This window comes from Agrobacterium sp. SORGH_AS_0745 (assembly GCF_030818995.1).
Taxonomy (GTDB): domain Bacteria; phylum Pseudomonadota; class Alphaproteobacteria; order Rhizobiales; family Rhizobiaceae; genus Agrobacterium; species Agrobacterium tumefaciens.
In genome coordinates this window covers 1,201,590-1,228,475 of sequence record NZ_JAUTBI010000001.1, presented here as the reverse complement: position 1 = coordinate 1,228,475, position 26,886 = coordinate 1,201,590, and the positions used below count along the sequence as shown (strand labels likewise).

The 26,886-nt window shown below is 55.2% G+C and carries 31 protein-coding genes; 8 read left to right on the top strand and 23 right to left on the bottom strand.

Annotation, left to right across the window (positions count from 1 at the left end):
• Positions 1-152 precede the first annotated feature (152 nt).
• Positions 153-1,211, bottom strand: a complete 1,059-nt coding sequence (locus tag QE432_RS05615) for a D-alanyl-D-alanine carboxypeptidase family protein (protein WP_046205618.1) — start codon at positions 1,209-1,211, stop codon at positions 153-155.
• Between the two features lie 224 nt (positions 1,212-1,435).
• Here QE432_RS05615 and QE432_RS05610 point away from each other — a divergent pair, with 224 nt between their 5' ends.
• The 6 genes from QE432_RS05610 to QE432_RS05585 all read left to right on the top strand — a co-directional run bounded on the left by QE432_RS05610 (position 1,436) and on the right by QE432_RS05585 (position 7,214).
• Positions 1,436-2,599, top strand: coding sequence for a M20 aminoacylase family protein (locus QE432_RS05610; RefSeq protein ID WP_035199638.1), 1,164 nt, complete (start codon positions 1,436-1,438; stop codon positions 2,597-2,599).
• 711 nt (positions 2,600-3,310) lie between these two features.
• Positions 3,311-4,153, top strand: coding sequence for a hypothetical protein (locus QE432_RS05605; RefSeq protein WP_306623608.1), 843 nt, complete (start codon positions 3,311-3,313; stop codon positions 4,151-4,153).
• A 272-nt stretch (positions 4,154-4,425) separates the two neighbouring features.
• On the top strand, positions 4,426-4,650 hold the full coding sequence (locus tag QE432_RS05600; protein ID WP_162694185.1) for a hypothetical protein: 225 nt from the start codon (positions 4,426-4,428) through the stop codon (positions 4,648-4,650).
• Positions 4,651-4,969: 319 nt separating this feature from the next.
• The gene (locus tag QE432_RS05595; protein WP_306623606.1) at positions 4,970-6,067 is read left to right on the top strand and encodes a DUF262 domain-containing protein; all 1,098 of its coding nucleotides are present in this window, start codon (positions 4,970-4,972) and stop codon (positions 6,065-6,067) included.
• Positions 6,067-6,681, top strand: coding sequence for an MAE_28990/MAE_18760 family HEPN-like nuclease (locus QE432_RS05590; RefSeq protein ID WP_306623604.1), 615 nt, complete (start codon positions 6,067-6,069; stop codon positions 6,679-6,681). Before QE432_RS05595 ends, QE432_RS05590 begins: the two co-directional genes overlap by 1 nt.
• Before the next feature lie 233 nt (positions 6,682-6,914).
• Positions 6,915-7,214, top strand: coding sequence for a hypothetical protein (locus tag QE432_RS05585; RefSeq protein ID WP_306623602.1), 300 nt, complete (start codon positions 6,915-6,917; stop codon positions 7,212-7,214).
• A gap of 117 nt (positions 7,215-7,331) precedes the next feature.
• Here QE432_RS05585 and QE432_RS05580 read toward each other — a convergent pair whose 3' ends face one another.
• The 3 genes from QE432_RS05580 to QE432_RS05570 form a co-directional block, all read right to left on the bottom strand.
• The gene (locus tag QE432_RS05580) at positions 7,332-7,760 is read right to left on the bottom strand and encodes a hypothetical protein (protein ID WP_306623600.1); all 429 of its coding nucleotides are present in this window, start codon (positions 7,758-7,760) and stop codon (positions 7,332-7,334) included.
• A 163-nt stretch (positions 7,761-7,923) separates the two neighbouring features.
• The gene (locus QE432_RS05575; RefSeq protein WP_306623598.1) at positions 7,924-8,178 is read right to left on the bottom strand and encodes a hypothetical protein; all 255 of its coding nucleotides are present in this window, start codon (positions 8,176-8,178) and stop codon (positions 7,924-7,926) included.
• A complete protein-coding gene (locus QE432_RS05570; protein ID WP_306623596.1) occupies positions 8,178-9,179 on the bottom strand; it encodes a glycoside hydrolase family 19 protein in 1,002 nt (333 codons plus the stop codon). Before QE432_RS05570 ends, QE432_RS05575 begins: the two co-directional genes overlap by 1 nt.
• A gap of 139 nt (positions 9,180-9,318) precedes the next feature.
• Between QE432_RS05570 and QE432_RS05565 the strand changes: the two genes are divergently transcribed.
• Positions 9,319-10,635, top strand: a complete 1,317-nt coding sequence (locus tag QE432_RS05565) for a glycosyltransferase family 61 protein (RefSeq protein ID WP_306623594.1) — start codon at positions 9,319-9,321, stop codon at positions 10,633-10,635.
• Here QE432_RS05565 and QE432_RS05560 read toward each other — a convergent pair.
• The 7 genes from QE432_RS05560 to QE432_RS05530 form a co-directional block, all read right to left on the bottom strand.
• Positions 10,632-13,613: a tail fiber domain-containing protein gene (locus QE432_RS05560; RefSeq protein ID WP_306623592.1), complete on the bottom strand. Its 2,982-nt coding sequence runs from the start codon at positions 13,611-13,613 to the stop codon at positions 10,632-10,634. The genes QE432_RS05565 and QE432_RS05560 overlap by 4 nt on opposite strands.
• Before the next feature lie 67 nt (positions 13,614-13,680).
• Entirely contained in the window at positions 13,681-15,801 is a 2,121-nt protein-coding gene (locus QE432_RS05555; RefSeq protein WP_306623590.1) for a hypothetical protein, read from the bottom strand.
• Complete coding sequence (locus QE432_RS05550; protein WP_306623588.1) at positions 15,801-16,214, bottom strand: DUF6950 family protein; 414 nt, start codon at positions 16,212-16,214, stop codon at positions 15,801-15,803. Before QE432_RS05550 ends, QE432_RS05555 begins: the two co-directional genes overlap by 1 nt.
• Positions 16,199-16,765, bottom strand: coding sequence for a hypothetical protein (locus QE432_RS05545; protein ID WP_306623586.1), 567 nt, complete (start codon positions 16,763-16,765; stop codon positions 16,199-16,201). The genes QE432_RS05550 and QE432_RS05545 overlap by 16 nt, the downstream gene beginning before the upstream one ends.
• Entirely contained in the window at positions 16,765-17,478 is a 714-nt protein-coding gene (locus tag QE432_RS05540; RefSeq protein WP_112392016.1) for a hypothetical protein, read from the bottom strand. Before QE432_RS05540 ends, QE432_RS05545 begins: the two co-directional genes overlap by 1 nt.
• Positions 17,471-17,944: a hypothetical protein gene (locus QE432_RS05535; protein WP_306623584.1), complete on the bottom strand. Its 474-nt coding sequence runs from the start codon at positions 17,942-17,944 to the stop codon at positions 17,471-17,473. The genes QE432_RS05540 and QE432_RS05535 overlap by 8 nt, the downstream gene beginning before the upstream one ends.
• Positions 17,874-19,289 carry a hypothetical protein gene (locus tag QE432_RS05530; RefSeq protein WP_306623582.1) on the bottom strand — a complete coding sequence of 472 codons (1,416 nt, stop codon included), beginning with the start codon at positions 19,287-19,289 and terminating at the stop codon, positions 17,874-17,876. The genes QE432_RS05535 and QE432_RS05530 overlap by 71 nt, the downstream gene beginning before the upstream one ends.
• 45 nt (positions 19,290-19,334) lie before the next feature.
• Here QE432_RS05530 and QE432_RS05525 point away from each other — a divergent pair, with 45 nt between their 5' ends.
• A complete protein-coding gene (locus QE432_RS05525; RefSeq protein ID WP_306623579.1) occupies positions 19,335-19,763 on the top strand; it encodes a hypothetical protein in 429 nt (142 codons plus the stop codon).
• A gap of 27 nt (positions 19,764-19,790) precedes the next feature.
• On the opposite strand, the gene QE432_RS05520 is transcribed toward QE432_RS05525, so the two are convergent.
• The 12 genes from QE432_RS05520 to QE432_RS05465 all read right to left on the bottom strand — a co-directional run bounded on the left by QE432_RS05520 (position 19,791) and on the right by QE432_RS05465 (position 26,790).
• Positions 19,791-20,045 carry a hypothetical protein gene (locus QE432_RS05520; RefSeq protein ID WP_306623577.1) on the bottom strand — a complete coding sequence of 85 codons (255 nt, stop codon included), beginning with the start codon at positions 20,043-20,045 and terminating at the stop codon, positions 19,791-19,793.
• A gap of 62 nt (positions 20,046-20,107) precedes the next feature.
• Positions 20,108-20,461, bottom strand: coding sequence for a hypothetical protein (locus QE432_RS05515; RefSeq protein ID WP_113138602.1), 354 nt, complete (start codon positions 20,459-20,461; stop codon positions 20,108-20,110).
• Positions 20,461-20,898 (bottom strand): phage tail tube protein, encoded by a 438-nt coding sequence (locus QE432_RS05510; RefSeq protein ID WP_174027446.1) that lies wholly within the window; start codon positions 20,896-20,898, stop codon positions 20,461-20,463. Before QE432_RS05510 ends, QE432_RS05515 begins: the two co-directional genes overlap by 1 nt.
• Positions 20,895-21,266, bottom strand: coding sequence for a tail completion protein gp17 (gene gp17 / locus QE432_RS05505; RefSeq protein ID WP_113138601.1), 372 nt, complete (start codon positions 21,264-21,266; stop codon positions 20,895-20,897). Before gp17 ends, QE432_RS05510 begins: the two co-directional genes overlap by 4 nt.
• Positions 21,267-21,275: 9 nt before the next feature.
• Positions 21,276-21,710 (bottom strand): HK97 gp10 family phage protein, encoded by a 435-nt coding sequence (locus QE432_RS05500; RefSeq protein WP_111804356.1) that lies wholly within the window; start codon positions 21,708-21,710, stop codon positions 21,276-21,278.
• Positions 21,710-22,045: a phage head closure protein gene (locus QE432_RS05495; RefSeq protein WP_111804355.1), complete on the bottom strand. Its 336-nt coding sequence runs from the start codon at positions 22,043-22,045 to the stop codon at positions 21,710-21,712. Before QE432_RS05495 ends, QE432_RS05500 begins: the two co-directional genes overlap by 1 nt.
• A complete protein-coding gene (locus QE432_RS05490) occupies positions 22,042-22,650 on the bottom strand; it encodes a head-tail connector protein (protein WP_306623572.1) in 609 nt (202 codons plus the stop codon). The genes QE432_RS05495 and QE432_RS05490 overlap by 4 nt, the downstream gene beginning before the upstream one ends.
• A 1-nt stretch (position 22,651) precedes the next feature.
• Entirely contained in the window at positions 22,652-22,855 is a 204-nt protein-coding gene (locus QE432_RS05485) for a hypothetical protein (protein WP_306623570.1), read from the bottom strand.
• Between the two features lie 68 nt (positions 22,856-22,923).
• The gene (locus tag QE432_RS05480) at positions 22,924-24,237 is read right to left on the bottom strand and encodes a phage major capsid protein (RefSeq protein ID WP_306623568.1); all 1,314 of its coding nucleotides are present in this window, start codon (positions 24,235-24,237) and stop codon (positions 22,924-22,926) included.
• A gap of 33 nt (positions 24,238-24,270) precedes the next feature.
• Positions 24,271-24,945 carry an HK97 family phage prohead protease gene (locus QE432_RS05475; RefSeq protein WP_306623566.1) on the bottom strand — a complete coding sequence of 225 codons (675 nt, stop codon included), beginning with the start codon at positions 24,943-24,945 and terminating at the stop codon, positions 24,271-24,273.
• Positions 24,917-26,197, bottom strand: coding sequence for a phage portal protein (locus QE432_RS05470; protein WP_306623564.1), 1,281 nt, complete (start codon positions 26,195-26,197; stop codon positions 24,917-24,919). Before QE432_RS05470 ends, QE432_RS05475 begins: the two co-directional genes overlap by 29 nt.
• Positions 26,194-26,790 carry a terminase TerL endonuclease subunit gene (locus QE432_RS05465; RefSeq protein ID WP_306623562.1) on the bottom strand — a complete coding sequence of 199 codons (597 nt, stop codon included), beginning with the start codon at positions 26,788-26,790 and terminating at the stop codon, positions 26,194-26,196. The genes QE432_RS05470 and QE432_RS05465 overlap by 4 nt, the downstream gene beginning before the upstream one ends.
• Positions 26,791-26,886 lie beyond the last annotated feature (96 nt).

The window sequence follows — 26,886 nt, the reverse complement described above, 5'->3', positions numbered from 1 at the left end:
GAACCGCGCAATAATCACAAAAAATCGCCCGGGGCCTGAAGGCCACGAGCGACACTGTAATATCATAACAAACCGAAGCTGCGAATACAGATTCCGCGCAGCGTTCAGGCTTCGCGCGCGCCCTCATCCATAAAGAGTGCGGTTAGGCGAAATCAGAATGTCGGACGCGGGATCGGAATCGGCACGTTGGCCACTTGTCCCTTGGCGCTCGCACCCTTGGCGGTGTTGACCGCCACCGTCTCACTGCCGGGAATGAGACCCGCGAAAGAATATTCCGGCGGACGGGTCATTTCCGTAACGTAGGGCGAATGGATGACCATGCGGCCGGTCTCGTCGCGGCTTTCGCTGCGCACCTTGGCCGCCTTCGGATTGCAGATTTCGGCACTGACGTCGTTTACCTCGGCGGTATCGCCATAGGGTGCCAGCGAGGCGAGTGAAACGCCTTGGCCCGAGGGCGCCGTCAGTCCCATCTGCAGCAGATCAGCGGACTGGTCGGTTCGCCCGGCAAGGCTATCTGCCCCCAGCACCACAGTTATGACCGAACGGCCGTTGCGCACGGCGGAGGACACCTGGTTGAAACCGGATGCGCAGATGAAGCCGGTCTTCATGCCATCTGCGCCATCAAAGCGGCCAACGAGCATATTGAAGTTGGCGTAGTCCTTCTTGCCGGTGGTGACACCTTCCAGCGAGAAATAATGGGCATATTCCGGGAATTCCCGCTTGATGATCAACGCCAGAAGCGCAAGGTCACGCGCCGTCGTATATTGGCCCTTGCCGGGCAGGCCGTTGGCGTTGATGTAACGGGTGGAGCTCATGCCCAGCCGCTGCGCCTGCGCATTCATCTGCGCCACGAAATTATCGCTGGTGCCGCCGATGGTTTCGGCAATCGCCACAGCGATATCATTGGCGGATTTGATGAGCAGCAGCTTCAGCGCGCTGTCCATCGTCAGCTTCTGGCCGGGCTTGAAATACATTTTCGAGGCCGGCTGGTCGGCGGCCTTCTTGCTCATCACCACTTCCGTCTGCGGGCTGAGCTTGCCGGCCTTCATCTGCGAAAAGGCGATATAGGCGGTCATCAGCTTGGTCAGCGAGGCCGGATACCACTTGCGGAACGCTTCCTGGTGGGAAATCACCTTGCCGGTTTTGACATCGACCACCATTTTTGGATTGGCATTCGCCACGGGTGCAGCGGCAACAAGGCCGGCGGTCATGATGGCAATGGCTGCGGAGAGCCGTCGGGCGGCGTTTGGCGATTTAAGATTCTGTGGCAAGGCTTATCCTCGAATTCCCGTCTTCAGTCAGGGAATGGCAATATTCACCATATATGTCCTAGCAATGGCAAAGTACATTGATTACGTCAATTATGCGGCGCACTATCCACCGCGGAGGATAGGCTTTTACGCCATGCCGCACCGATGAACCCAGGAATGAACGAATGCCGATTTTGAACAGAGCCGCCGAACTTCAGCAGGAAGTCAGCGAATGGCGGCGTCACCTGCATGAAAATCCCGAGATTTTGTATGATGTCGACAACACCGCAGCTTTCGTTGCGGACAAGCTGAAATCTTTCGGCGTTGACGAAATCGTGACCGGTCTTGGCCGCACGGGCGTGGTCGGCATCATCAGAGGCAATATTCCAGGCAATCGCACCATCGGCTTTCGGGCGGATATGGATGCTCTTCCCATCCTTGAGGAAACCGGCAAACCCTGGGCTTCCAAAACCGCAGGCGCCATGCATGCCTGCGGCCACGACGGCCACACCGCCATGCTGCTTGGCGCCGCCAAATATCTCGCGGAAACCCGCAATTTCGCCGGGTCCATCGCGGTCATCTTCCAGCCCGCCGAAGAAGGCGGTGCGGGTGCGCTCGCCATGGTCGAGGACGGCCTGATGGAGCGGTTCGGCATCGATGAGGTCTACGGCATGCACAATATGCCGGGTATTCCGCTCGGCTCGTTCGCCATCCGCAAGGGCGGTATCATGGCGGCACCGGACAAGTTCTCGATCACTGTCAAAGGTCGTGGCGGCCATGCGGCCCAGCCGCACCGCACGATCGACCCGATCACGATCGGCGCACAGATCGTCGGCAATCTGCAGATGATCGCCTCGCGCAATGCCGATCCGATCCGATCCGTGGTCGTGTCCGTCACCCGCTTTCACGCCGGCTCCAGCCACAACATCATTCCCAACGACGCGCTGATTGCCGGCACGGTGCGTAGTCTGGACGAGACGGTGCGCGATCTCGCGCAGGATCGCATCAAGCAGATGGCGGAAGGCATAGCGCTTGCCAATGGAGCGGAAGCCGAGGTCGTCTATGAACGTTATTGCCCGGTGACCTTCAACCATGCGGACGAGACCGACCACGCCATCCACGTCGCCCGCGATGTGGCTGGTGAAAACAACGTCGACCCCGATGTCGACCCTTCCATGGCGGGCGAGGATTTTTCCTTCATGTTGAAGGAAAGGCCGGGTGCCTTCATCTTCATCGGCAACGGCGATTCGGCCGGCCTTCACAACCCTGGATACGATTTCAACGACGACGCCATCGCCTACGGCATTTCCTATTGGGTGAAACTTGCCGAGCAACGCCTGACGAACTGACTACCGGGACGCAAAGAAAGCAGAGGAACAGGTCAACCGCGATAAAGAACGCGGTTGATCCGCCGGCTACGGCAGGTTAAAGAGCAATTCAGTGTCCACGTAGCTCAGCAGGATAGAGCACAGGATTCCTAAGACAAATTGGGGGTTGCGCCCGGAAACGACGCAATCGATCTGCTCAAAGTCGGGGAAAGCTTCGCTGGTCTTCCAGCATGCCAATCCCGAGCCAAGCTCTGGAGAAATCCGGTGAAGGTGTAGAGACTGGATGGGCAGCACCTAAAAGCCGAAAGGCTCATGGTGAAGGGACAGTCCAGACCACGAACGTCCTATCCAATGGAGATGGGCGGCGGCTAAAGCCGAAGTGGTATGAATCCTGGGGTCGGAGGTTCGAATCCTCTCGTGGACACCAAAATCCTGCTTACATGCGCAGCTATGTAATTGTTTTTAAAGCAAATTGTTATTTATTTTTAGAAAAACGCCCCCTCACCTAGTCGCCCTTTGCAGCCATTGATTTTATTATGCAACCTGAAAAGAACCCCTCACCTTAGCGGCAAGTTATTTAAAAGCTGTGCGGCCGTCTTACTACTGCGATGACTTTGATCGCGGTCCGAGCTAAATAGAGAAACCTTTGTTCTTGGCTCGATAATTTTGCTCAGATATCGAAAATCTATACGCATATTCTTCGTCTCACTCCTATGCGGAGCGGCTGTGACGATGTCTTTTGTCGTGGCGTTCCTCGTCTTTGAAAGCGTATCTTCTGAGGGCGTGAAAGTCTCTGACATTACCACCTTGGTCGCCGGCGTCGTCGGCGCGGCAATTGGTGGGGCCATTTCATGGGCTCAATCCCGGCAGTCATCGAAGGAGACGTTACAACGTGACCAAGATACTCGTATGTCAATCATCGAAAACAATGCGTTATCAGCGCTCCTAAAAGTCCAAAGAATTGCGAATAGCTATCACACACATAAGATGTATTTCTGGACACAGTTGAGAGAAGCCAACGCGAGAAAGACGCTAGACCCGCAGTTGTGGCAGATTTTAAAATCTCAAGTCGGAGGCGCAGAAACGGTCATAACCTTTTCAGCTGAAGAATTTATTCCGCTTCATCTTGCTGGGAAAACCGATCTTATTAATGAATGTGGATTGTTGGCCGAGAGGCTCCAAGTCGTTGAGCGGGGCATGATCGAGTACACTCGCTTACGCAGAGAATTGGAATCGATTTTAATCGATCACACGACAAAGTTGCCAGATGGTCGGTTTCTCACCGAGGTGCCGCAAGATCTGCTGCGCCAAGTTTCCATGAAAACCGAGATGCTAGAGAACTTTATCCGCGGCCTTTACGCCGACATAAAAGCTGATGATGCGAACGCAAAAGCACTCTGCCTAAACGTCTCAGAAGCTTTCTCAGAGCATTTCGAAAAAGGATTGCGGTTCAAGATGAAATTCGTGGAAGAAGACCAAATCAATGGCCATGTACCAGACGACGGTCGCTTACCAAAGATCCACCTTATGCGGGACATCCACGGTCATCGTTTCATTCTTCGTTCCTACGAATGAGAGTGAAACCGCCTGCGATATTTCCGCGTCCCTATGTTCGCCTTCATGGACTCGCTAGCCGGTCAGTATTGGTCCCGGAGAGACTGACAAAAGAAGGCCTTTTCAGTGGGATAACCGATCGGTTAGCCATCAAATTTCTCGTTTCGTTCCACGAGGTTTGGCTAACCACTTTGAGCAAAGCGTCGCTAACGCACGCTCATTTGAGGGAAGCCTTATGGGCTACTGCAGATTTGCAGATTGACGCCGACCGGCCTGTAAATGACCTTACCGCCATGGACACCATCATTCACGCCGGATTTGAATCCGAGAATTTTACCATTGTGCGCGACATGACCGTTGGCGAACTGATAGACATCATCGTCAAGCACGTCGACAGTTTTCAGGAAGCTATGGCAGCGGCTGGCATACTCGATCCGCTTTGGACTGCCGCCAGCTACGAGGGCACCGGATGGCGCGTGTGGTACGTCAAGCGCCACCATTACCGCACACTGCATTAGGGTGTCTTTGCTGGCATATCCACGATGTAAGTAGCGCTGACCACCTGATTACAAATCCCATCGCACTTCTAATGATCTCAGGCGCGTGGGAAGGCGCAGCTTGTAAAATGTAGCTCGAATTCTCTTAACGTTTCCAGTTTTGTTAGCATCAAATTGTAAAATGAAATCCACAGAAAACGATCTCTGTGGATATCTCAGATGACGGCGTAAGGGTCGTGAATTTACCTTGCTGCGAACTTGCTCTGCAGCTGGCTGTTTAGCGGTTGAAATTTTAATTATGTTCAACCATTGTGCGACAAATTGATTTGGAGAAATGCTTGTGGCACCCAAGAAAAACCTAGAGGCCATACTCGACGAAGCTCGGCAAGTCGTAAAGACTGACTCTTATCCGATGTCTATCGGAGAACTTGCGAGCATGTACGCAAACGGCGAAATCATACTTCGACCGGAATATCAGCGCTTTTTTCGGTGGACAGCAGAACAGAAGTCAAAGCTTATAGAGTCAATTTTGATTGGTCTTCCCCTTCCCTCAGTTTTCGTTGCTCAAGACGAAAAGGGGAACTGGGAGGTGGTTGACGGTATGCAACGCCTTTCGACGATCCTTGATTTCATGGGAGAATTAAAGCGCAACGCGCAGGTCAACCAGTACTATACCCCGTTCGAAAATCTATCAAATGATCTCTTTTATCTGTCAGAATTTGAAGGGCACAGTTGGAAAGACCTGAGTCGGCGAATTCAGCTGGATTTCAAGCGCACAAAGATTCAGCTGACAATCTTGCTTCGTGAGACCGACCTAGACGCAAAGTTCGAACTATTTCAGCGCCTAAACTCCGGGGGGACAGCGATCTCTGGGCAAGAATTGCGCAACGCAATCATGGCCGGAAAGAACAAAGGGACACTTGACTGGTTTGAGAGGATGGCGGGATACGACAAGTTCCTCCTCGCATGCGGGTTGGCAGAAAGAGATGTTGCGGTGAGAATGGATGTAGAACTTGTTCTGCGCTTCATCGTCTTCCTCACAGACTCCATAAACGACCTGCCTAAAGCAAAAAGCGTTGACGTCTTCCTCACGAGTGCACTGCGAAAGATTTTGGCAGATGAAGACTTCGACTACGATCACTATGAGAAAGTCTTTAAACGGACGTTCGATGCCATTCACAGGGCTTGGGGAGCAAACGCGCTGCGGTATAAGACAAGCCCTGGTACCGGCAAGTTCTCAATTTCGTTCTTTGAAGCGGTCGCGTTGGGGATTGCCCAGAACATTGACAAGCTCCCTGCCAACGGCGAGATCAAGTCGCGGATCGATACCGTCGGGGGTCAAAGAGTCTTTAAGTCGGCATCTGGAAGCGGCAAGAACGCTCAACGCCGAATTCCAGAACTGATCGAGTTCGGTAAACGGTATTTTAGGGCTAAATAATGGAGGTGGAACAACTTCAGACAAGGCTGGACGAGATCCGAGCCTGGCGGAAGCTTGAGCTTTCTCATGCGAGAAGTCTAGCAGAGCGGCACCGCGGCAGCGCTGAATTTCCCTACCTTTGCAGAGTATGGACAATGATGATCTATGCCCACTGCGATCAGGCGGTTAAGCTAATTTCGAAGGAGTATCTTAGTTTTCTAAAAGCAACACCTCGCCAGTCTTACGATTACAAGACCGTGTGGCTCGCATTCTTCGGCAAAGAAGCTTTACGCGAGGTCGCAGACCACAGATATTTGCTTTGCCGCACGAACGACCGCAACTCCAATGACGTGATGTTGAATAACATTACGGCCGGCAAAGAGGTCTTCGACTCAAAAAACTTTAGCTTTCCATTGCTTCGGTTTTTCACAGAGTGGATCATTCAAGCAGACTTTGATTACGAGCGATTTCGCGGCTTCTGCTTTACCCTTAAGAATGAGCGGGATAAAATTGCGCACGGAGAAATGGCTGTGATCGAAGATGTGGAACGGTGCCTCGCTTGGCATGATCCTGCAATCGAGCTGCTGGACGCGATCACCGATGCAGCGATTAATGCAGCGCTGGAACATCAATAACAAACCATAAGCGGTTGCCGTCTCTCCCTGCCCGCACTGCGGCTCCAGCGCAGGCCGATCACCCCGTCCCGAACAGCGCTTTCTTCCTGAAAACCCGCCTTTTGCGGGGCAGAAGCAAGGATTTGTTCCAATTTCGCTCCAATGAATTCAACTGAAACGGTCCACAATCGGTCCGCGTGCGCGATCCGTTCCCGCACGATTGACTCTTACGCGAACAAGAACATAATAAGAACATGCTGAAAAGTGAGATCGATCAAAATTTCGAAAATTGGTGGAAGACATTAAGGGGCGCAACCGATCAAGACAAAGCGAGGATGCGCCTTGCTTTCGTCGCGGGGTGCCAATTCGTCGACAGCGCCAAGCCCAAGACCTACCGTTTTCAATCCGGCCGGTGGGTCGTGAGCGTTCAAGCGACATCGAAACGAGAGGCGAAGCTAATCGCCGCAACGAAGCTGACACAGCGCGCCGCGAAGTTGGAGTCCTCTCCGCCGCCGAGAGGCTGGCGACTGCGGGAACTGGAGGCCGATCAATGAGCGACCAGAGCAACAAGGCCGGCGGATATTCAGTTTGGGAAGCTTCGAGAACAACAAGGAGAAACAATGCGACGTGTCACTTTGTTTGGCTTGTGTCGAGTAACTCTGGCGGCCTATTTAAGGCCTCTGCCCCTTCTCCATTCGCTGCAAGATGACCTTAATCTCGCGAAGGTCGCCGGATTGCTGCGACAGCTGCGCCTGAATGTCCTTGACCGTGGAAGCCATGCCGCTGACAGCTTGCTCGCTGCTCGTCATCCGGTAATCGAGATTGTCAGCTTTACCAGAGAGACGACGCACATCAGCCTCCAGGTTCTTAAATCGCTCATCAGCTCTGGCCTCGATCGACTTGACCTCAACCAGTCGCTCCTTGTGAAGCTGCTCGTGATTGGCACGCCAACCCTGAAGCTCTTCGATGTCCCGACTTTTATCAACCCAGATAGCCAGTCCGCCGCCAATCATCCCCGCAAGCGTAAATAGCTGGATAATGGTGTTGAGGTTCCACTCCATTTTGGGCGCGCGACTTATCATGTTCGTGTTCTCCGCCATTCGGCCAGCCTGCCCTCTTATGCGCTGCAATTATTTTCGACACGCAGCATCAGCTGCGCATTGCCGATTATTCGAGTAAATTGCCGGCCCCGCCCTTTCATCCTGCGATGCCAAGCGCGCGGCCTGCGGATCCGCAAATTGGATAAACTGGTATCCAGAGCCGCTAGTCGCAGGCGCTGTCTGACAAGCCGCTATCGCGCATGAAAACAAGGCAACGATGGCGATCCGACATAGTACGGAAGGAGGCATTGTTTTTCTCCAGCGTGTTGATCCGATTGAGTGCGGCCTTTGCCGCCTCGATCTGGGCGGCGGACTTTCCCTCGCGCTTACCAATCTGAAATGAGGCAACGGAAAGAAGGGCGGTGACAGCAACAGCCGCCAAGCCAATCTTTAGCCAGCCGGGGACTAGCTTCCACATTAAGCCATCCCCCTGACCTGTTCGGATACTGCCTTAGCGTCCCCCTTCTTGCGCCAAAGAAGGAAAGCGCCAACGATGCCGAACGCTAGAAGAACAAGTGCGAGATTTTGCCATGGCATTGAGCCAACCGCTGCCAGAACAGAAGAAAGGCCCGTTCCGGTTACGGCGGGTACGATAACTTCCTTCGATTTCCACCAGGGCGCATCAAGGCTAGGCGGGGTGACAGCGACCGGCTTTTCCTCTGTCACTGGCGCAGCCTTGATCTCAACCAGCGCAACCTGCCCTTTCGGCGCGAGATCTACAAGCATTAGGTGAATGGCGGCTCGTGTCTGCTGGCCATCCAGTCCATCCAGATTGCCTTTGTAATACCCTGCGCGCTTCGCTGCACCTTGGAAGCCCCGCAAATCTTTGACATCGAAACCCAACACCACGAGACCGAGGCGGGTGTAATAGTCGAGCCGGTCGGCATAGCCGTTTAGGCCGCCATTGATGCGGCGAGTGATCATTTCGGCGTCGTTGCGATCAGCATAGCGATTAAGGCTTTTTCGGTCAGGATTGCCTTCGTCCCAGTACCAGATTGCGGAAAGCCCTTCCCACGGATCTGTATTTATCAGATCCGGATTGGAAACGAAGTCCGGCGGATTGAGATCCTTACGTCTGCACCATTCATAAAAGGCCCGAATGTTGTATCCGCCGGTCACCTGGATAGGACCGCGCCCACGGTTTTTGTAGCCGTCGCCATCTTTTGCCGGCGTGTTCCCGAGATCTGTTCGGGTGTCATATCGCTCCTGCGCCGGCGTCGGACCCCAGATCTCGCGATCGTATTTGAACGAACCGCTTTCGTGCATCAGCTGCGCGAGAAAAGCGACGATGCGGTGAGGCAGATCGAGGCCGAATGCGGACCCATACTTGCCTAGCACCATCATCACCGAGTTGAGGTTGCTTTCATTCACGCGCGTTTTTGCAGCCGCGCGCACCTGCGCGGCGGTTACAGCCGTCATTGAGGCTTCTCCTGATTGTGTTGATTGAGATCTCAAGAAATCGACAATTCGAGGTGGCGAATCATGGCAATTCCACCTGTACGAAATCGTCAATAAGTTGTATCCGATCACGACGCGGCCCATTTTAGACCGAGGTAATATGTCTCTTCAGACTCAGCTTTCGGAAGCAGTTTATCGATACATCTCTGATAAATCAGTAGCGGGCGTGGATCTGGAGCGAGAGTTGCGGATAGGTATGGCGACCTGCTCTGGTTTGACTGACCAGTATGGAGATCAGATCTTCAAGAAAGAACTCATCAGATACTTGCTTAGAACTGGCGATGTGGCCCAAGCAGAACAGATCGCTGATGGCGAGGCATTCTTCTACGTTCTGTTGGCGAGGCATTATCAAAACAGAAAGCAGAACGAACTCGCGCAGAGCGCTTGGTGGAAATTATTTTCGATAGACCCACACCATAAAGAAGCCCTAACCGCACTCTCTCCCGGATTCTCGGAGGACCTGATTGACCCGGCGCTACTTTCGTCGCACTCCGACCTGTGGTCCGATATTGGCGTCTATTCGCTAAAGAATGTGCGGGTATCTGGGGTGGGCTGTGTGCAGATGCTAGGAGGGGTCGACCACGGGTTTATGCTGTCGCCCCAGATCATACCGCCGTACTGGGCAAAAATTATACAAACCGAAAAACACCTCAAGTATGTCAGCTGCTCGCTAAAGCAGCCAATATACTTTCCGGGAAAGTCCGTCGTTCCTTTCTCCTTTGGTTGGGGTCATTATGGCCATTTCCTAGTAGAAGGCATAGCACGTTTGCTATTGCTTCGACGCCTCGAAAAAACCGGCGTACTGCCGTCAAGTACTCAAATCATTGTTCCTGACAACACGCCTCGATGGTTATTGGGAATCTTAGACCGACACTTAGGTATTGATATCGGTCGCATCGTTAGGTTCTCGCCAGAAACAAACTCTGTCGAACTCGAGGAAGGGCTATATCCATCCTTAATAGACATAGGGGATGAGCGGATCATCGATCTCCTAGACGACATCGATATTTTTCAGGAAGTCATCGAGAAGCGGCAGAAGATTTATATCTCGCGTTCTGGCGTGAAATCCGCGCGCAATGCAACTCCAGAGAATGAGATGGCATTATGCGAGATCGCAGATGGCTGTGGATACATAGTTGTCAGGCCAGAAACCATGGCGTGGGAAGAGCAAGTACGACTATTTCGTTCGGCTGCAGTTATCGCAGGCCTGTCAGGATCAGGCCTGCACAACTCTTTATATTGCGGAAGCAACGTTCATGTCATCAGCGTTGGAGACGTTGGTAATCGCGTACAGGAAAGGATCGCGCAGATCACAGGGCAAAAACTTTCCTTCTTACAGAAGGATCTCAACGTATCGCGTCAATTCTACGTTGATGAAGATACCTTCGCTTTCGCCTTACGTAATGCCACCCATTAGTCCAGGAATGCTGCCTCCAGCTTGGTCAGGCGGCTTTCGTGAGCGGAAATCATCAGCATCGCGAGTTGATCATATCTTATTGAGAGGGCTTTCCGACCGGTTGGAACCCGTTTGATGTCAACCACTCTTTTCTTTGTCATGACAGGCACTTCGACCTCTTCGAGGATCTCCCACCGCTTTACAATCCTCCCTGAGGACTCGCTCGCATCTTCATCAACGATCTCGTGCAACACAGGACTGCCATCTTCATTGCTGATTGGCTTCTTGACCGTCTTAAGGCGATGAACCTCTTTCATGGTCTTCATCACCACAACCCGATCCTCGCGCTCTTCGTGTTCCAACGTTTCTACGACGACAATTTCCACGTCCTGCACATCAATAAAGCTCTCTACTTCAACTGTCTCCATCTCTTCGTCTTCGCAGAAAACACCGAAGCGACGTGGGTCCAAACCTTCTGCCGCGAAAGCCTCCTCAACTTCCCTAGCAGATATCCCAATGTGAATGCGGGCGTCGTCACCTTTCAGCGCCACAGCGGCGAGCCATTGGTAAAGCCGTATCGGAATGCGCCGCGCCACCCTGGTCAGGATTTCCATCGTCTCATCATCGTGAATGAAGTGCTTCAACGCCGGATCAGAGGGCGAGATGACAGATACACCATAGATATTTGCCCATCTGTTGCTCGATCCGCCCAGATTAGAGACATTATCAGCTGCGGGCAGGTGATGCCTCGTGTAGAAGGTGGAAGCGTCAACGAGCATATTGCCACTGCCGGTCGCCCCTGTCCCTCCAGTGCTGTAGAGACGAGCAGTATAATCGGGGGCACCATCCCCATTCCGGAAATCAAGCGCAGGAACATTGGCGGCAGCAGCATTTCCGAGATCGATAACACCACCGTTCACCGCAAAGGTTTGAACGCCAGCGCCTGTATTTGCTCGAAAACCCGTTCCACCTCCCTCGTACAGGAACCCCATAGAAGGTGCGCCGTAACCAGAACCTAGCGCCGCTGCCTTGAAGGCAACATCCATACCGGCGGCACGATAGCCAGTCAAACCGCTGCCACGGGCCATAAAGTAAGCAGCAACTTTATAGAGGCCTAGATTGACTGCATCAATCCCCCAGAAGCGCCCCATTTCGTCAGTTTCGGCAACTGGAGCAACCTTGTTGTTAATGATGCCATATTCGTGAGCAGCACCTTGATAGCTGTACCCAGCCGTGGTCGCATATATGTTGGTATTCTGCCCCCAAACCTTGTGAAAAACGTTGAAGTCAAGGATTGGCGAACCAGTACTGTCTGGCGTCCCAGCAATAGTGCTCCCGATTGGATACCAACCCTCGACGGTGACCGTTTTGTAGTCAGCGCTTATGCTGGTCACGATGCCTCGATAAGCTGTCGCATGCCGCGTCTGAACGACCATGCCGACGCGGTATCGGTCTTTGGGGAGGGCGTCCGTGAAGGTGGCTGTTGTAGCTGTGTATGTAGCTGCGCTGGAGTGGGCTAGAGGCTGCCCGCTCACATCTGTATAGCGCCCAACAAGATCAACGGTTTGCATGCTGATATTTTGAGGCAACGTTATCCCGGTTACCTGTGGTTCGTTGTCGTAAGAGCTATTCCCGATCGTGACGGTGTCGCCCGTCGCATGAGTCATCAAGCCAAATGGGAACCCGTGTCCTTTCTTGCCTCCCCGCACAATACGACCACGGAGTCCATTTACGCTGCCCCCAGCGAAAACTGTACCCTCATCCAGGTGATAAGTAACAGATATACCTTTTGTATCGACTCCTCGGCTCAGAAAATAAGGCAGGGGAGCCGCCGGTATCCTGATCGAGACATCTGCGGCGTAAGGGACGGTACTGTAAGATGGAATATTGTTGCGGTTTGCATAAGAAGCTTGGATTGCGATCTCGACGAAATCGGCAATGTCACTTACGCCATCAGCAACGGCCCCAAACATTGCCGGAGTAACGTCAACCTCGGCTATAGCCCATCTTTTCGCCCCAGCGTTTGACAACCTATCCCAAGGGCTATCCGGCTCACCAGCCGCTTTTAATCGATAATGAGCAGAGCCGATGCCATTAGGCACAGAGAAACCGTTCGTGCGAAGGAAGTTGATGCCATCAGGGATAGACAGACCGGCAAGGCCAATTGCGGTTCCATAAATTGGGACATTCCCTTGGGATACGGCATCAGATGCGTAGCCTAAAGCAATATCACGAGCGGCCTCCGATCCCGCACGCGCAGTCTCAGACCTGTCGGCATCCTCATCGGCTTTTGCAGCCCAATGCTTCGCAGAAAAAGTCGTCGCTCCGTTGCCTCCGAGGTCGGTAGGAACTGGTACGTCTTCATCGTTGTTCGCCCACGCCTTGGCAGACCGAAAGTTACGAAGGGAGTTTAGGTCCGAAATCAGACGGTATGTCCCGCCAGACACAAAGCCAGCAACAACGTCATTTTGCTGAAGTTCGCCAGCATCAGGGTCTTCTCCCGTCCGCGTCTTGATCGTCAGAACGTCTCCGTCATCAAACCGCACGGTAACGGGCGTTGCGGTATTGGTTGCCGGAATAGCCAGCGTGACAAGCGCAACGCCGTCGCCAGACGGAAGGCGTGGCGAGGTCAATGCAACAATAGCATTGGCCGTGCTCTCACCTGTCGGAGATGCGGTGACGAACTGATATCCCGGAAGGAAAGACGTCAGTTGGGTCCAGGCACCAGCACCTGAAGCGCCGGACTTAATGTAGAGGCCGTTATTCGCGGCCGTTGGATCATTGTAGACGACGGCAATGGTGTTCGCTACGTATCCCAGCGTCATTGCTGCCTTAGTGGCAAACCACGGGCCGGAAGACAGAACACCGGATGTGACGAGGCTTTCAAGCCAGCTAGACCAAGCACGAGCATCGGACTTTTTCGGATTGTTGTTGCCGGAAGACGGAATGCCGTCCGTGACGTAATCTCTCCAGACTTCCGAACCGCGAGGTGCAGCCATCTTATTTCTCCATGCGAAAGCGGCCCGCAATTGCAGGCGCTGATCTGATCTGTTTGTTGCGAGGCCGTCAGGAGACGGTGAAAACGCCAGTCGGGACTGCGCTTGCTGGCCGTCCTGATGGGTTGATGGCGACGAGCCAGGCGTAGTAATCGCCGTCGTCGAGACCAATAATGGTACGCTGGTCTATGGCGCTCGGCGGGCCGTACTCGGTCGCGACCAGCGACGCCCCGGAGAAGCTGCTCACTGTGTTGAGATACAACCGGCAGGCGAAGTAATTGCTGCTGTTTGGCGCGGTCCATCGGAATAGCGCCTGCCCTGCGCCCTCCGTGACAGTCACGTCGGTCACAGGACCGGGTGGCGTTGGGTCAGCAACCGCCGTCAGCAGCTGATAATCCGTCCATTGCGACTTCGTGCCGCCGCCCCAGGTGCGCAGCCGCGTGCGATAATGTTTGCCATCGACCAGGTACGGCGTCCTGACATCGGTATCGCCGGCCTTCGAATAGACCGACTGCGCGGCAGCAGAACCGTCGACCGGCTCAAACTCCATCTCGTAATTGATAATGAGCGCCTGAAACGTCCATTCGCCAACAATGAGCGCCGCAGACGCACCACCGGAAACCACCTCCGTTTGCACAGAGGCGACGAAGCCCGAAGGCATTGGAACGCCGCCGGGAGCGACCGGCGTGATCGTGTTGCCCGGAGAGCCCTCCTCTGTTGCCGCATTGAAAGCGAAGATGTCGGAAGACACCACGATACCGGAGAACGATACCCGCATGTTGCGGAGATCCAGCGTCACCGTCGACGTGATTTCAATAACGGCATTCACAAGCCCGCGGCTGGGATAGTGTACGCGGATGAACCGGCGATAAGCGCAGTTCTTTGCATCACTGTAGTTCGCGGTAATCGAAACCTTGCGGGCATTTGCCCGAATGTAGGTCAGTTTCTGTTTGCGCTGACAATGGTTGTGCGACTGGATGGCCGCATTGTCGAAGGTCTTGGTTCGCTCCGTCTCGTCAAACTCGCCGTAGGGGTCGCCGTAGATCGCAGCGTCTTCCGTGACGAAATGATTGTCCGTATTCACATAGCGTCCGCGCACGGCAAGAACGGTAGCCGAAAGACGCTTGTTCTTGTCGACGCGGATGGCAAAGATATGGTCCTGATCGAGCGTGATATCAGGCTCTACAAACTGGCCAGCGTGAACGCCGATCTTTCCGTCTGCCCGCTCGTAAACAACAAGTTCCGCCGCTTCATCGAGAATGCGCCCGACTTCAATCTGATCATTGTTTGCGCGGAACCACATACCTCCATGATAACGAAGCTCAATCCCGCCGATGCGGTTTGTCACGATCTGATCGCAGACGTTGGCGGCATTCATCCAGTCCGGCATATACATCCGGTCATAGCTCATCTTACCGCCCCAAGGACTACAAAGATGACGAAGTCGCATCAGCGCCAGATTGGTGCTGAAAGACCAACTGTTGTGGTTGCTGGTCCGCTGTCCACCCGAGCCACCGGGAACGGTGGAGTCCAGGCGCGGATCATAAAGCAGCGCTCCCTCCAGAACGCAGGAATGCTCCGGCATCTGGTTTGGGTAGATTTCGAGATAGTCTTCCTGGGTGACGGTCGAGCAGGACATGCGGATGGTGGCAAGACCGTCGCCGCGATGATCATTCGTCCAGACGCCGGGAAACGCGGAGACCACATCTGAATAGGCCGTTTCGGCATCGAGGCCGGCATGCCACTGGATGAGCACCCAGTTACCGGAGCCGCGATACGGCTTTGCGAAATGCTCGGGCGCCGTTACCCATCCATTGTTTCCCGCACTCAGCGTTACGGCCTCGTCATGCAGGTAGTGTTGCAGCACACCGTTGATGCGGTGACCGGCAACGCAGGTGATGTGATAGGCGGTTCCGCTGGCCTCTTCCAGGAAGAGATAATCTCCACCCTTCTTAACGTGGCCGAAGACGATCGAGAGCGACGGAACGTTCTGCTTGAGATTGTAAGAGCCGTCCTCAGGCTTTGGCACGGCTGGCTTCTGCGCAAACGCGCCCTGCAATGCCGCGGCGCCATAGGCGATACCGCCATAGAGTGCCGCCATGGTGCCAAGGTAAAGCAGGTTGGATGCGAGAACGCTGGTCGGACCGATGAAGGCGACGACCATCAGCGCGAAGGATTCAAGGATGCCCACTATAGTCTCCAGGCCGCCAAGGTCTTTGCGGCTACGCGTGCAAATCCTTGGGGCGTTCTGGTCAGCCAGCCCGCACCGTCGTGGATGACGCCAAATTGTCTCGTGATGTTATGGCAGCTACCGACCACACCGATATCGCCCGCCTGAGGCGCATGCGTGCGGGAAAGCCCCAATCTGTCCGCGCAGCCCGCCACAAGCTGGACGGCGCCGCCGCTCTTGGCGAGAACGTCTATCTGCCCCTGCCCCGGCTGGTACGAGCCGCGCAGGTGCGCCGCAGGATCGGGATAACCGAGCCAGATCGCCCACTCGGCGAGAACAAGGCAGCAATCGACCCTGTCTCCCGGCGTCCACTGTTCGCGCACGTTAGACGCCATAAAGGCCGCCAGATGATGAGCCTTCACCAGTTCGGCCATCTGATCGTCTTGTCCCGGAGACCGGGTATGCGTTCGTTTGAGCAATCGGCCGGCGCGCCAGGGTTCAGCCGGGCGGACCTTGCCCTCTGATCAACGTCAGAAAGAACACCGCCATGCGTGCTGGTCCGCAGGGTGAATGCGTTCACAACCTCAATTGTCACGACAGACGTGGACTCTTCTGCTGCCGCCTGGTCAATAACATCGAGGTTGTCGATCGTGCCCGTGAACTTGATCTCCGGGCTGCCAACAGGCTGCTCAGCATCATCCATTTCCTGAAGCTTCAGGATAAAGGGGGATCCGGAGATGCTACTGGTCTCGTCATACTCCCAGATTGCGTCACCCGCCGACGCGCTAACATTCGTCAGGGAAAGAGACAGTGTAAACGCTTCGCCGTTGATGGCGGCCTCGATTGATTGCAGTGCATCGTCGGTGAATTGCGCTGCCCGATAGATCTCACCTTCATCATCGACATACAGGCCGCCCGACCCGTCCCAGAGGCGCACCGTGTCATTCGGCAGCATGATGTCGCAAAGAATTCGCAAGGAAGCCATCAGATCAGGCCTTTCGCAAGGCGATACCAGTAGTCCGTCGCTTCCACGAACTGCACTGATCGCCGCTCGAACTGGATAGGATCGACCCCGGCCCCCATCTGGTCGTCGGATGCAAGATGGCAAAGACATGTTGGCCGATCGAATTCCAGCTCCGCATCAGCCGGTATCGTCGCGCGTATGGTTGGCCATATCGAAACAGTTGCAATCTCCCCGTCGAGATCAATCAACGGACCGGTTTCATAGAGAGCATGACCATAGGAGAACCGCACACCCGACAGATCGAGGGCGCCGTGAATGACGCGGAGCCGAATAACGGTCTGTCCGATGCCTGTCACGCCGACGCTTTTAATCGAGATCGCTCCCTGCACATACTCACTCCCATCCGAGAATGGTGTCGCGTCCGCATGCAGCGACAAAATCTGCGGTTCAAACGCGCCGGAAGCGAACGGCGCAACGTCCTGAGACCATGCCGGCACAACAACAAGACCAGGACGCCCGCCGAGCGCCTTCCTCATCGCCAGCCATGTCCGCCTTTGCGCGACGGAATGGACAGGCACCTCCGTTAGCTCGATCGACCAGAACCCTAGATCTGTTCGGGTTGCTGTTTCAATTCCGCCCAACGTGCGCCCACCTGAGCGCGTAAATGGCACGATGTTCGGGTAACAGGCCAGAGGCGTCAGCAAGTCCTGAGGCCAGACCAGAATATCAGCCATTGCGCCAATCTCCTCCACCTCTGGTCGCCTGATATGCAGCAACCGCACCAGGCGCCATCCGGTTCGCTTGTCCTACCGCGCCCGACTGTATGCCGGGTGCGGCCTGCTGGATGCTGGTATCGACGTAAGGCTGGATGCTGCCGTTCTTCGGATCGACGCCAACCACCACTCTCGTCAGGCCACCAGAATTTGCAGCGAGAGTTTGGCCGGGCTTGGTGATATCGACGCGCTCATTTGGCGATTTGCGAAACATCACAAGCTGGCTGTCTATACCGCCAGCGCCGCCGGGCAAAATCGTGCCGCCTCGCGCGAAACCGAAGATTTTTCCGAGACCTGCAAACAAACCGCCGAACAGCCCGCCCCCACCTTTGCCGCCCCCACCGCCACCGAGAATACTATTTGCGGAAAACAACGCATCCACGAACTGGGTCTGGATCTTGTCGATGATCTTGTTCAGAACGTTCATCGCCGCATTCCCCGAACGACTTCCAGACACCCTCCCCATTGGCCAATCCCTGCCTGAAATCGGACAGGAAGCCGTTGGTCGCATCCTTGGCAAAATCCAGCGCATCGCGCATTTTCTCAGTCGCAACCTCAATCGAGGCCATCGCCTGGGCGAGGCCCGAGATTTCTGTTTTCTGAGCGGCAGAAAGCTGGATACCGCGCTGCTGTGCCTGGTTGAGAAGATCAGTTTCGTATTCGAGCGCAGCCGCCGCCTCCTCGGTCAAGCCAAGGGCTTGCTGTTCCGCCTTGAGGCTGGCGATGCGCCGGTTGGCTCTATCGATGATTTCCGAGTACTTGTCCGCCTCGGATTTACCGCCCTTCGACTTCCCACCACCCCCAGAACCTGCGGCAAGTTCCTTGTTCACTCCACCGACCGCGTTACCAAAATTGACGGCAGCAGGCGTCGCTCCCTCGAAAGCCTTGCCGAGCTGACCGATGTAGTCACGGTTCAGCGCAGCGCTCACCGATGCATTGCGTTGATCGACTGCGCCAGACAGCGCTTCGGAGAATGGATTGGCAATCTCGTCGACCGCCTTAGCGCCCGTATCAAGCGCGCCGATGTTGATGCCGGGAATATTGTTAATTGCGGAAATGAGATCGTTCACGGACATCTTCGCGCCGTTAACCATCTCATTGACCACTTTAATCACAAGGTTGGCAGCACCAATGACGGCAGCACCGATGATGTTCGGAAAAGCCTGCCAGACGAACTTGATGTCCTCGAATGCGGCAACAAAGGATCCGATGACGAAGTTGGCCGCATCCTTGGCGATCTGCACAACGTCCGTGCCCATCGCTTTCTGAATTTCATCACGGAAATGATAGACGGCGACAACAGCAGCTGTCAGGCCTATTGCGAGCGCGCCGATGGGATTGGCGACGATCGCAGCCGTCAACAGCTGGACAGCCCCAACGAGGCCCGATCCGATCGCGATAATGAGGCTGCCGACTGCCGACAAAATTGCAGGAGCAAACATCAGAGCCAACGCGCCGCCGGCCACTGCCGCATATTCCGCAACAGTTGGTAAATACTGGATCAAGCCACGGATCGCGTTTGAAAAGGCGTTTAGGCCATTTCCGATGACGACAAGAGCGGGGGCCAACGACGCCACAGCAGCAAGGGCAACATCACTGATAGCCTGCCCAACGTTTCGCATTGCCTGATTGAAGCCGCGCAGCTTGTCGCCGGTTTCCTTGGAGATGACTGAGGCACCCTCGCCAAGCTTGCGGAAACCTTCGCCACCTTTTTCAAGTAGTGGAATGAGTGCCGTTGCATCAGACGCCATGGCTTCGAGATAGAAGGTCATCTGCTGCTGGCTGGCGCCTGCTTTTTTCAGGCTGTCATAATAGAGTTGCAGCGCCTGCGGACCGGACAGGTTCTTGAACGCATCTGCGGTCAAGCCAACCTTGGGTGCGATATTTTCGAAGAAGTCTTTCATCGGACCGCCGCCGGTCTGGTTGAAATCACCAATCCGGTCATTCACATCCTTGAAGATATCAGCGAGCTTGTCTCCCTCAATGCCGACCGAGCGAGCAGCAAAAGCAAGCCGCTGGAAATCTTCAAACGTCGTGTTGGAAATCTGGGCGCGCTTTGCGATATCGTCGACTGCGCCGAGAGTACTTCCAAGAGCAACAGCGAGACCGGACAAGGCTCCGGCCGCCGCCGCGGCTGCTGCAACAAACGCCGTCTTGATTGCCGAGCCAAACTTGCCGGACTGAGCCTGGGCGCGTTTAACACCGTCCTCGAATTCAGCAGTGTTGAGACCAAGGTTGACGCGTAGGGCGCCGATGACAGCGTTTGCCATGATTTACCTGTTTTTTCGATGGCGAGAGCCAAGCCACGAGCGCATGACCGCTTCAATTTGCTCCGGCGTCATGTGTCGCCCGGTTGGGATTGGGGGCTCGCCGAGCAGCTTTTCAAGCTTTATGAACTTGCTGGATTTTTCAGGTGCATAGGCGGTCAGATAAGCCGTATGCCAAGCGAGGAAGAGGTATTCGTCTCGCTCCCGTTTGCGGGCGTTCGTGACGCCCGCTATGACGAGGCTGACCTCATAGAGCGTCAAATCCCAAAACAGATCGTACGGTTGCCCCGCCTCAATCCATGCTTCTATCAGCGACGGCCAGTTTACCCAGCCGTCGCCGTCTTGGGGCGGGCATCACCGCCCTTCGGTGCCTTCGGCTGCATCAGTTCAAACGCCTTGCCGATCAGCGTTCCCGCTTCCTCGTGGCCGATCTCGTCAATGATGTCGTCACAGTTCTCGATCGTCGCATCAGGGTGATGACGGACGAGCGAAGCGTGGAACACTTGCGTCAGGAGTGAGATCGACGCCGTGCCTTCGTTGGAAAGCTCCTTGCCGATCTGCGGGAACGTTTTCCCGGTCTCGTTTTCGACATGGCGAACAGCGCCGTTTCCGAGCTTCATCGTCCAGTCTTTGCCGAGGGCCTTGAAGCCAACTTCGCCTTTGATGTCGTTTGCCATTACGCAACCGTCCCCCACGTTTCAGCGCCGGAAACAGCGACCGTGATGGTTGCGGTCATACGGTCGTCGATCGGGATCGCCTTCGAAAAGCCGATGATGCTGGCCTCGTAAGTGACAGTGACGCGTGGCGCAGCGCCGGGAAACGTGATGCGATGATCGACGTTCTCGCCAGACTCGAAGAGTTCGCGCAACATCACGTCGGTATCGCTGCCCGGAACCCAGTTGATTTCGAACGACGCTTCGCCGTTGTCGATAAGGCCAGAGATATATTCGCGACGACGGTTCGGACTCTGCATATGGGTCGCGTCGACACGATCAGCGGTTGCCTCACCGGGCGTCACGTTGATGACTTCGGCGACCTCGACAAAGGCCGGAACGCCCAAGCTCTTGTCCCAGATTTCATAAATTGTCCCATAGCCAATGCGGGCGTCGGTCATGATGGTTCTCCATAGTGGATGGTAACGTCGATGGAATTGCGAAAGAGATTGTTGACGTCTCCCGCATCTGCGGCAGGAAGGTCTCTTTCGCTTTCGATAAAGACCGCCTGAATCGGACCCGAGGAATGGCCGGAGAGTATCCCCTTGATCTGCCGTGAAATGGCAGTCACCTCGGTATAGGTGTTTGCGTAGACGTCGATCTGGACGCGGATTGGAACGTAACCGGACGCGCCTCGCATATGATAATTCGGAGGCGCGCTGATCACCTGAAGCAGGACGTAAGGCCGCGCAGCTTTCTGGGGAGCGCGCAGCCAATATCGCCTTCCGCCAGCGACAGGCGCCAGCAGGCTCGTCAATAGTTCCTGCATGGGAATTCCCTACTTCTTTCGGGCCAGTCGGCGCGCCGCCTTCTCGATGTGAAACCAGAGAGAGTTGGCGATGCGGTTCAACGTCGGCGTTTTCTCCGCATCCCACGCGGGACGCATAAACGGTTGAGCACCATGGCGCTCGTTTCCGAACTCTTGCTGAACGCCGGCTGGATTATTTGTGCCGACAAACATTTCCTGAAACGTCGGCGTCGCCTCTTCACGATGCAGCGAGCGCTGACGAGAATTAAGCCGCGTCGAGACGTCGATGCTATCATAAAGGTGATACTCATCACGGGGCGCGAGCTGTCTGGCAGTCCGCGCCATTGGCTCGGCAGCATCCCGCAAAACATCACGGGCAACCTTTTTACCGACCGACCGAGGCAAAGCAGAAAGGGCCTGATCAAGGTCCTTCAGGCCATCAATCGTGACTGTTTGTTTTGCCATCAATCCAGACTCGTGATTGCTGTGATTTCGATGAAGCGGTTACGGCCTTCGTCGGCCTGCTTGATACCGATGATGTTCCAGATTTTATCGTCGTGGTGGATGCGATCGGTTGGAGCTACGTTGCGAGCGGCAATGCTGGACCGAATGACGAAGCGGCTCATGAGCGTAGCACCTGCCTGACCGGCTGCAACCTTTTCTCCATCGCTTGCATCGCGGCGCTTCGCCCTGACTTTTACAAGCACGGCCCATGTCTCAACAGGCTCGTTTAACTCGTTGCTCGTTTCGGTGAACCGCTCGACGGTTATCGAACGGTCGAGATCCTGCGCTGTCGTCATAACGAAAACCTGCGATATTTGCCGATCAGGGCATCTTCGACCCGGCTGAGATTTTCCGCTCCAGCGCGCGCACTCTCGTCATAGGCAAGCTGAACGCGGATCTTGATTGCCGTCTTGATATCGGCAGGGACTGTGCTTCTGCCATCAACCACCGGCCAGCCGGCCACGTAATCGACCTGCAAGGCCGCACGCTCATAGAGATCAGACGGGCGCTGATAAGCGTTTCGAAACCGGATAGAGGCCTCGCCCGACGCGCTGACATCGAGTGCGTATTCGCTTGCAGCGATCGTGGATATTTGCCCCGCGGCATTTTGATACCGTGCCGCCGCAATAGAGGAAACCGGCCCTAGCGGCAGCTTCAGGCAACCTGAAAAGCCGTCGAAAGACTGGCGCCACGTTTGCTCCGAAAGCACCATGCCAAGAATGCCCGTCCAGCCCTCGTAGTGATCCACTGCCGACTGGATTTCATTTTCGATCAGGCCGTCATCCTCGTGCGGCAGAATATTTTCATCCGCATCTCGCTCGGCGATACGAAGGGCCACCTTCATCTCGTCGAGCGTAACAGGAAGCACGGCTGGTGTCGTCACGAGGACCGGACGATGCATATCAGTCTGCCTTGTCACTCGGAACCTGTTCAGCCTTATTGGCGACAACAGGTGCCTTCTTGTTCTTCACTGCCGGAGCAGCTTTTGTTGCCGCCCGACGTACCGCGCCGAATGCCTCCAGACGCTTGAAATCTTCGGCGCTAAAATCTTGCTCTGTGCCCGGAGGCAGGCCATCCAAGGGCTTCACAAAAACTGCCTTCACCATTTTCTTTCTCCTTCGGTTCATGAAACCGGTGCTTTGGAAGAAGCACCGGTCGATATGAGCCGAAATCGTCAGGCGACACGCCCAAGATCACCATAGACGATTGCCTGAGGACGATAGATTGCCATGGCAAGCCGCTCTTCGGCACGGATCGTGACCTTGTTCTTGATGAAGTTGTCCTGATCTTCAGTCGACACGTCGACAGTGGCGTCCTGCCGGTCAAAAATCTGGGCAGCAAGATTGAAGGCACCGACAAGCGCCTTGTCGACACCCATGGCCTGCGTTTCAACAACGGGGAGGCCCCAGAGGGTTTTCTGAATGGTCCCCTGCGGATTGCCGATGATGTAGTTACCGTTATCATCCTTGGCCATCTCGATCGCGGCCATGTCGATCGGGTTCATAACGATCCCGTTCGGCGGATACTCTGCAAGCGCCGCCTGCAGGATCATTAGGCGTACCGTGTCGAGCTGAGTAGCCGCGATGAGTCCACCAGGCGCCGCGTAGGCCGTTGCTGCGGTTACGAGGCCCAGCAAGTTCTGCCCGGTCCCGGAACCATTGAGGAGCTGGTTTTCCTCGACGTAGGACAGCCCGTAACGAAGTCGCTGGTCGATGATCGAACGAAGGCCGGGAGCATCGGCCAGGATCTGGACCGATGTCCTCATCCAGTGAGCGATAGTGCGCACATTCGCGACCTTGTCTTCAAATTGAAGTTCGGATTGCGGCTTTGCGGCACCTTCCGCAACAGGCGCCGCGTTGTTTGTGAAGAGCTTCTCCTGCTCGTACTCTATGGAATTGCTGGAAGTCTGCCCCGGCATCAACAATGCACGAACCGTCATGCGACGCTGGGGTATTTCGACCTGCATGCCGCGTCTGTCGGACGGCACAAGCGCACCCGCCGAACCAGGTGCGTCTGTCGTCAACGAGGTAATATCTTTGACCTCAACGAGTACACGTCCGCGTGGGCGGTTCTGCCCGGCGAAAGCTTTGAAGTCCTCATTTTCCACAAAGCGCTCGCCTGCTGTGCGGAAATCGCCGTCCTCACCGCCACCACGATGAGCCATCTTCTGGTCGATTTCATCAAGGCGCGCCTTGGCATCATTCATGCCTTTGATGGCCTCATCTGCCAATTCCTTGGCAGTGGTGGCGAGAGGAGTGCCCTTTTCAGCCTCGGCCAAGGCTTTTTCCGCGATTTCCTTGACCTTGTCGTGCTTACTTTCAAAGTCACGCTTGAATTCAGCGGCGAGCTCCGCTGCGGTTTTTCCGCCACCGCCAGACCGATCGGGGGCATCGAAAACGATGCGGGGGCCAAAGGGTAGTGCCGACATGCAGGCAATAGCGTATGCGATCGATCCGCCAGTCACGACGGCCAACTTGTTTCCCGACATGGGAATCTCCTGATTTTGGGTTGAAAAGGATGGTTAGCCCATCAAGGCGCGCAGAAACGCGACGCCGTCATCAGCCGCGTCACCAGGTTCCCCCTGGCCTTTCAGGTGAATGCGCGCGGCGCGCTCCGCCTGCGAGTTGGAAAAACCGGCATCAAGACCCTTGAGCCACGTTTCGAACTCTCTTTCCGTCAGCCGGTCCCCGGCCTTCAGCTTTTCTGTCAGTTCGTGGACTGCCTTTGCAGCTTTCACACTCTGAACGACAGCATTCTCGTTAGCGCCGACCGAAACGACGCTGACCTCGATTAGATCTAGGCTTTCCAACGTCCACACACCGGTTTCATGATCAACACTGTGCTTTTTGATGCGATATCCGATCGACAATCCGTCAATGTCACCCGCTTTCAGCAGCGCGTAAGCTTCTCGCCCCCGCTGCACATCCATATTGAGCCTTCCGTGCATGAGGAGACCGTGATCGTCTTCCTCCGCCTTCAGCCACTTGCCAATCGGTTCGTCCCGGTTGTGCTGCCAGAACAGCTTTGGCATCGTGCCTTTCGCCTTATGCAGCGCCAGGCTTTCGGAATAGGCTCCTACGGCGATCACATCACCATAAACATCAGGTTCGCCACCGAAAGTGGAACCATAGCCCTCGAATTCGCCGCTATCCTTAAGCGACTTGATCTCAAGTATCGGAGCCGTTTTCTTGTCCATTTCGATCTCCGTTGATGGCGTTAACAAGGGGAATATCCTGCATCTGCACGGTTATGACGTCGCCACCTTCGACAGGCGGTAGATTTTCCAGCGCACGGCACTCGTTCCTTGTCGCGAGGCCCATTCTGATCGCTTTTTCGTAAGCTTCGTATCGGCTGGCGGTATCGCCGCGCAGCAATCCTTCGAAATTGAATTCGATCGTTATGCCTTGTTGGCGGCGCTCTGCCAAAGGGACTAGCTGCTTAAGAACCGACTGCTCCATCCGCTTCAATCGCTTTCGCAGCGTGAATTTTTGGAAGCCGAGGACATCAGCCTCCTTGCCGGTCCCCCAATTCGACGCCTTGTCGCCATATCCAACCATGGCCGGAGGTACTCCGAAAATCCGGCAGATCTGTTCACCGCTGAATTTACGGCTCTCAAGCATCTGCGCGTCTTGCGGATCGATAGATATCTGCTCCCAACTAAGGCCGTTATCGAGAAGCATAGGGCGACCCTGCCGGATCGACCCCATGTACTTCTCCTGCAGGTGCCTCTCCAGCTCAACGCGCTGCTCTCGCGACAACTGCGTTTCAGGCTTGGTCGACAGAACCCCACTCGGATTGACGCCGTTCTGAAAAATCGCGCCTGCCGCCTCTTCTGCCGACATTGCATCCGAAAAGACGGAGCGACAGACGGACAGCGTGGAGGATCCTGAAACTCCGTCACCAAGCGGCCCGCGAATATGGAGAACATCCGCGCTCCTTTTGATGTAACGGCGACCATTTTCCGTCCATGCATACTCAAGGTCGCCGCTCGATCTTCTCCGAACAGTCATACGCTCCGGTGGAATGGGGTACAACGCGGTAATGATACCACCCTGCCGGCGCTCTATAGATGCGTAGGCATTGCCGTGAAGCTCTATGCTGGCCGCAATTACTTCCCAGAAATCAACTGCGGTCTGGTCGAAGTTGGGACTATCATGCAGGACGAAATACAAAGGATGGTCTTTCGCCACCCTGCGAATCCCGTTTTCCGTCCGATAGATCATTAAGGGCAAAGAAGCGATCGTGCCCGCGATTAACTGAACGCACGCCCATGTGGCAGACAACCCAACAACGGCATTGCCTTGACCGTACCGGCCATCCCGCCAGTCAGCGAGCGTAACCTGATTTGTGGTGAAGTTATCGCCGTTTTCCGTCGAGGCAGCACCGCTGCGCCACGGCTCGATATCTTTCACACCATCGCGGCCCAAGATGCGGGTAAACCAATTCATGTGTAGCTCGCTATCCACGCCTCGGCATCGAAAGCCGCTGCAGCCTCAGGATTTTGGAACATCAGCATTGCTGCATTGAAAAGAGCCATGAGAAGGTCGATTTTCGCGGCACCTGAAACTTCCTTTGTGACAACATAATTGCTGCCGCGCAGTGTCTGCTTAGCATTCCCAACAGACCAAGCCATCATAGGCTGATCACCATGGACAAAACGACCATCCTCAAGCTTGAGAGGTACCGATGACACTGCGGTCTGAAGCTTCCAGCCTTGCGCGACAGCCTGAACCAGCGGTTGCTTCAGATCGACAGCCTCAAGTGCGTCTAGAAGCAGCGCCACACCTGCCGCATCGAGTCCAATCCCCCCCTGCTCTGGCAGAAGTCCGCTTTTAAATACACGAAGGCAAACTTCCGCAGCGGCCTCGGCTTGCTGTTCGCCGGATTCGGCGATTTCGAGATCCCCCACTTCTTCGAATTGCCGAAGGCGTGGTGCTATACTCTTACGCTGCTCAAAAACCGTCTTTCGCGCCCAGGCTTTTCCCCAACCCAGCCAACGTTTGGTATGCTTTTCCCTACCGATCACATAAAGACCGGCCAAGTCGTCTGCGCCGCCCCAGTCAATTCCGATGGTGCAAACCTCTGAACGCCTCAAAAGCGCGTCGAGCCCAGTCAGTTTCGGATCTACACAACCCTG

Coding starts and splice junctions, on each gene's coding strand:
- QE432_RS05615 (WP_046205618.1), bottom strand. CDS start 1,211: ATGACCGCCGGCCTTGTTGCCGCTGCACCCGTGGCGAATGCCAATCCA.
- QE432_RS05610 (WP_035199638.1), top strand. CDS start 1,436: ATGCCGATTTTGAACAGAGCCGCCGAACTTCAGCAGGAAGTCAGCGAA.
- QE432_RS05605 (WP_306623608.1), top strand. CDS start 3,311: ATGTCTTTTGTCGTGGCGTTCCTCGTCTTTGAAAGCGTATCTTCTGAG.
- QE432_RS05600 (WP_162694185.1), top strand. CDS start 4,426: ATGGACACCATCATTCACGCCGGATTTGAATCCGAGAATTTTACCATT.
- QE432_RS05590 (WP_306623604.1), top strand. CDS start 6,067: ATGGAGGTGGAACAACTTCAGACAAGGCTGGACGAGATCCGAGCCTGG.
- QE432_RS05585 (WP_306623602.1), top strand. CDS start 6,915: ATGCTGAAAAGTGAGATCGATCAAAATTTCGAAAATTGGTGGAAGACA.
- QE432_RS05580 (WP_306623600.1), bottom strand. CDS start 7,760: ATGGCGGAGAACACGAACATGATAAGTCGCGCGCCCAAAATGGAGTGG.
- QE432_RS05575 (WP_306623598.1), bottom strand. CDS start 8,178: ATGTGGAAGCTAGTCCCCGGCTGGCTAAAGATTGGCTTGGCGGCTGTT.
- QE432_RS05570 (WP_306623596.1), bottom strand. CDS start 9,179: ATGACGGCTGTAACCGCCGCGCAGGTGCGCGCGGCTGCAAAAACGCGC.
- QE432_RS05565 (WP_306623594.1), top strand. CDS start 9,319: ATGTCTCTTCAGACTCAGCTTTCGGAAGCAGTTTATCGATACATCTCT.
- QE432_RS05560 (WP_306623592.1), bottom strand. CDS start 13,613: ATGGCTGCACCTCGCGGTTCGGAAGTCTGGAGAGATTACGTCACGGAC.
- QE432_RS05550 (WP_306623588.1), bottom strand. CDS start 16,214: ATGGCCGAACTGGTGAAGGCTCATCATCTGGCGGCCTTTATGGCGTCT.
- QE432_RS05545 (WP_306623586.1), bottom strand. CDS start 16,765: ATGGCTTCCTTGCGAATTCTTTGCGACATCATGCTGCCGAATGACACG.
- QE432_RS05540 (WP_112392016.1), bottom strand. CDS start 17,478: ATGGCTGATATTCTGGTCTGGCCTCAGGACTTGCTGACGCCTCTGGCC.
- QE432_RS05535 (WP_306623584.1), bottom strand. CDS start 17,944: ATGAACGTTCTGAACAAGATCATCGACAAGATCCAGACCCAGTTCGTG.
- QE432_RS05530 (WP_306623582.1), bottom strand. CDS start 19,289: ATGACCTTCTATCTCGAAGCCATGGCGTCTGATGCAACGGCACTCATT.
- QE432_RS05515 (WP_113138602.1), bottom strand. CDS start 20,461: ATGGCAAACGACATCAAAGGCGAAGTTGGCTTCAAGGCCCTCGGCAAA.
- QE432_RS05510 (WP_174027446.1), bottom strand. CDS start 20,898: ATGACCGACGCCCGCATTGGCTATGGGACAATTTATGAAATCTGGGAC.
- gp17 (WP_113138601.1), bottom strand. CDS start 21,266: ATGCAGGAACTATTGACGAGCCTGCTGGCGCCTGTCGCTGGCGGAAGG.
- QE432_RS05500 (WP_111804356.1), bottom strand. CDS start 21,710: ATGGCAAAACAAACAGTCACGATTGATGGCCTGAAGGACCTTGATCAG.
- QE432_RS05495 (WP_111804355.1), bottom strand. CDS start 22,045: ATGACGACAGCGCAGGATCTCGACCGTTCGATAACCGTCGAGCGGTTC.
- QE432_RS05490 (WP_306623572.1), bottom strand. CDS start 22,650: ATGCATCGTCCGGTCCTCGTGACGACACCAGCCGTGCTTCCTGTTACG.
- QE432_RS05485 (WP_306623570.1), bottom strand. CDS start 22,855: ATGGTGAAGGCAGTTTTTGTGAAGCCCTTGGATGGCCTGCCTCCGGGC.
- QE432_RS05480 (WP_306623568.1), bottom strand. CDS start 24,237: ATGTCGGGAAACAAGTTGGCCGTCGTGACTGGCGGATCGATCGCATAC.
- QE432_RS05475 (WP_306623566.1), bottom strand. CDS start 24,945: ATGGACAAGAAAACGGCTCCGATACTTGAGATCAAGTCGCTTAAGGAT.
- QE432_RS05470 (WP_306623564.1), bottom strand. CDS start 26,197: ATGAATTGGTTTACCCGCATCTTGGGCCGCGATGGTGTGAAAGATATC.